General features: G+C 40.4%; 3 protein-coding genes and 1 pseudogene. All 4 read left to right on the top strand.

Annotated features, from left to right (window positions below):
- Positions 1-49: 49 nt before the first annotated feature.
- The 4 genes and pseudogenes from NJ959_RS26735 (at position 50) to NJ959_RS26750 (ending at position 3794) form a co-directional block, all read left to right on the top strand.
- Complete coding sequence (locus tag NJ959_RS26735) at positions 50-1702, top strand: DUF655 domain-containing protein (RefSeq protein ID WP_373693719.1); 1653 nt, start codon at positions 50-52, stop codon at positions 1700-1702.
- 161 nt (positions 1703-1863) lie between these two features.
- Positions 1864-2034, top strand: a pseudogene (locus tag NJ959_RS26740) (DUF4351 domain-containing protein); the annotation flags it as partial.
- 392 nt (positions 2035-2426) lie between these two features.
- Positions 2427-2981 (top strand): S1 family peptidase, encoded by a 555-nt coding sequence (locus NJ959_RS26745; protein ID WP_254014800.1) that lies wholly within the window; start codon positions 2427-2429, stop codon positions 2979-2981.
- 63 nt (positions 2982-3044) lie between these two features.
- Complete coding sequence (locus NJ959_RS26750) at positions 3045-3794, top strand: SIMPL domain-containing protein (RefSeq protein ID WP_254014801.1); 750 nt, start codon at positions 3045-3047, stop codon at positions 3792-3794.
- The last annotated feature ends 169 nt before the right edge of the window (positions 3795-3963 follow it).

Below are 3963 nucleotides of genomic sequence, written 5' to 3' on the forward strand. Positions count from 1 at the left end.
ATTTGGGAATACTGACTCCAAAGCCAAAACCCTACTTATACATCATCTAGTGCTGAAGATACTAGGATTTTCAATAGCTCGAACTCACTGCCATCTCTGGGGCATCTTACTGATTACACTAATCTTGTCTGCCTGTCAAGAGGTTAAGTCTCAGATTCGCCCTCTACCTCCTTTGCCCCAAGATCCTTTTGTTCAGGTTTATTTTAACCATTCTGAGTCGGCTCAGTATACGGAATCATTACGAAAGGTGACTCGATCTGGGGACGATCTAGAACAACTTATTATAAACGCGATCGCCGAGGCAAATTCAACTATAGATATCGCTGTGCAAGAGTTACGTTTACCTAAAATAGCTCAAGCCTTGGTAGCACGTCACCAAGGAGGTGTGAAGGTAAGAGTTATCTTAGAGAATAGTTACAGTCGCCCTTGGAGCGATTTTACGGTGGCGGAAGTAGCCAAACTACCCCAAAGAGAGCGCGATCGCTATCATGAATCTATACAATTAATCGATCTTAATGGCGATGGTAAGCTGACTCCAGCAGAAATTAACCAACAAGATGCCTTAGTTATTCTGCGGAATGCTGGTATCCCCATAATTGATGATACTGCGGATGGGTCTAAAGGTAGCGACTTGATGCACCATAAATTTATAATTGTGGATGGCAATAGTTTAATTGTTACCTCAGCTAATTTTACCCCTAGCGATATTCATGGCGACTTAACTATGCCAGAAAGTCGCGGGAATGCTAATAATCTCCTGAAAATAGATAGTATTGAATTAGCGACTCCTTTTACAGAAGAGTTTAATTTAATGTGGGGAGATGGCGTTGGTGGGAAAGCAGACAGTAGATTTGGGGTGAAAAAACCATTACGAATCCCACAAGAATTTACTTTTGGCAATACTACCATCACTGTCCAGTTTTCTCCAATCTCTGCCACACAACCTTGGAGTAAAAGTAGTAATGGTTTAATTGGCAAAACCCTGATTCAAGCCAAGAAAAGGGTAGATTTAGCATTATTTGTTTTTTCTGAACAGCAATTAGCAGATATTTTAGAAGTATCTCATGAAAAAGGCGTGGAGGTACGAGGCTTAATTGAACCCAGCTTTGCTTATCGCTATTATAGTGAGGGACTAGATATGCTGGGAGTCGCGCTGAGTAACAAATGTAAGTACGAAGCCAATAACCATCCTTGGCAAAATGCGATCGCAACTCTTGGTATCCCCCAATTACCCAAAGGCGATCTTCTCCATCATAAATTTGGTCTTGTAGATAAAGAAATAATTATTACAGGTTCTCATAATTGGTCAGAAGCAGCAAATCATAATAATGATGAAACCTTATTAATAATTCAAAATACCACAGTAGCCGCCCATTTTAATCGCGAATTTGAACGACTCTACGCCAAAGCGGTTTTGGGAGTACCGATAAAAGTACAAGAGGCAGTTAAAAAACAGGAGACAGAATGTCCTCAGATAACTGAGGCAACCGATAAAAATATCCCATCTACTGGGCAATTAGTTAATTTGAATACTGCCAGTCAAGCGGAATTAGAAACTCTACCAGGAGTAGGAGCAAAATTAGCACGGGAAATTATAGCTACGCGACAGGAGAAACCATTTAATTCTTTAGAAGATATTGAGCGGGTATCAGGAGTTGGGGCGAGTTTGCGGCAAAGGTTAGATGGAAGAGTTACTTGGTAGTTTTGTATAGTTGAAATAACCTTAGCGTGGGCAGCTTCCACCAAGGTAATAATAAGCTTTTCCCCTTACAAAAGAAAAAAATCGCCCTATCAATATATATATGACAATTACAGATTTTACTATGTTTCCCAAGTTTGATGATGTAATTTCAAGGACAAGCGCAACTAATTATACGTGTATTAGATCCCCGCTGGGGAGAAATTGCTCCGGATATGAAAACTCGCATCCTCCAATTATCTAGTAGCCAATTAGAAAATTTGGGTGAGGCGGTGCTAGATTTCAGTAATCTGGAAGATTTAATTGGTTGGTTGGTTGGTGGAGGTGAGTTATAAATTTATGTATTATGTAGCGTTAGGGTGGGCAATCTTCTAAAATTTTACACCAATGGCGACAACCCGACAGAGAATAAATTCTCTGTCTCATAGCTTAAGTCCATTAAAATGGACTAAAAATATCTTCGAGTCGATTTTAACTGAGATCTTGCACCAGTTTCAATAACGGTAGGCACTCCCCACTAACTTCATTATCAGCTTTTCAACTTCTCCAGGAGAGTGCCCACCCTACATAAAACTTCCAGTCGGTTTTAACCGACTTTAGCTGTTAGACAGTGGTTTTAACCACTGTCGGGTTATCGCCACTGCCCAAAGATATCAATAATCCTCTAACCAATGACAAAAACTAAAAATCATGGCATATTTATATATAAAAGGTTACAGGTAAGCCGATGGCGAGGTGGAAATTCCCTGGTATAATCGCGAGTCTGGCAGTTGCCGTCATCCTGTCTCAATCATCTTGCGGTTTTCAGAAATCACCAAGTGAAATAGCCAAAGAAATTACCGTTTTGATTGATAGCTGTAGTGTGGGATCTGGAGTGATTTTTAAACATGAGAATAATCGCTATTTCGTAATGACAGCGCGACACGTTGTGAGTAAAGATGTGGATTGTTTTGTGATTACTTCAGATAAAGAGAGATATACCGCTAAAAAGAATAAATTTACCTACTATCAAGGGTTGGATTTAGCGGTAATAGAGTTTGAAAGCGATAAAAGCTATCCGGTGGAAAAGTTGGGTAAATCGGAAGCAGTAACTATTGGCAAAAATATTTACGTCGCAGGCGCACCCCTACCGAATGAAACTCTTCCTAAACGCGCTATTCAGGTGAGGGATGGGAAAATTATTAGTACAGCTACAGAAGGTGAATTAGGTTATACTTTGGTTGATGTATTACCCCAGAGATTCAGATACCCTTCACGAAATTCTCTGTTTCAAAAACTGTAACCCATCCCAGCAATCAGAAGCAGTAGTGTCAGATTAGGAATATCCTATCTGGCAAGTTAAATTATGAATTGCTCTATTATATCCAGTTTCCACGGCAAAACTATCGCTTTAATCCTAGGTTTACTGACTTTAACCGCCTGTCAATCCACGCCAACTCAAGTAGAAATGCGCAATTTATCCTCTTTACCGAGAACAATTAGTGTTTCTGGTAAAGGAGAAATAAATATCCCCACAACCATGACTCAGGTACGTTTGGGGGTTGAAGTGCAAGGGAAAACAGCCCAAGAAGTGCAAAAGGAAGTGGCAGTGCGATCGCAAGCTGTGGTAGATCTACTCAAATCTCGTCAAGTCGATAAACTAGAAACCACTGGCATTAGCCTCAATCCTAATTATACTTACAAAGATGGGAAGCAAACCATCAACGGATATTCTGGGACTAATACTGTCAGCTTTAGAATTGAAACAGAGAAATCTGGCACACTATTAGATGATACAATCAAAGCAGGTGCGACCAGAATTGATGGAATTAGTTTTGTCGCCAGTGATGAAGCAATCGCCCAAGCTCAACAAAATGCCATCGCCCAAGCTAGTAATGATGCAAAAAAGAAAGCTGAGGCGGCTTTAACTGCCCTAAATCTCAAATCTAAGGAAGTTATTGGTGTTTCCATTAATGGCGCAAATCCACCTCAACCATTACCTTATGCTGCTCCAACAGAGCAGGCAATTAAAACTGATTCTCTAAATGCCAATACTCCAGTTGTTGGTGGCGAACAAAAAGTGGAACAATCTGTGACATTGCAAATTCGGTATTAAAAGTGAGTGGGGAATCGTTTGGGAGCATCCCACTTTGGCAAAGATACTCATTTTTGACAAAGTTTTTACCCCCCCAGCCCCCCTTGTCAAAGCAGGGCTGTTTCATTCTCAAAATTTACGACAGATTGAAATCTGTCGCTATACAGACAAAACCTGCCTTCGCAGGTTA

The organism is Limnofasciculus baicalensis BBK-W-15 (genome assembly GCF_024178385.1).
Taxonomy (GTDB): Bacteria; Cyanobacteriota; Cyanobacteriia; order Cyanobacteriales; family Coleofasciculaceae; genus Limnofasciculus; species Limnofasciculus baicalensis.

What these genes read in the sequence shown, in the direction of transcription:
- NJ959_RS26745 (WP_254014800.1), top strand. Translation starts at nt 2,427, where the DNA reads ATGGCGAGGTGGAAATTCCCTGGTATAATCGCGAGTCTGGCAGTTGCC.
- NJ959_RS26750 (WP_254014801.1), top strand. Translation starts at nt 3,045, where the DNA reads ATGAATTGCTCTATTATATCCAGTTTCCACGGCAAAACTATCGCTTTA.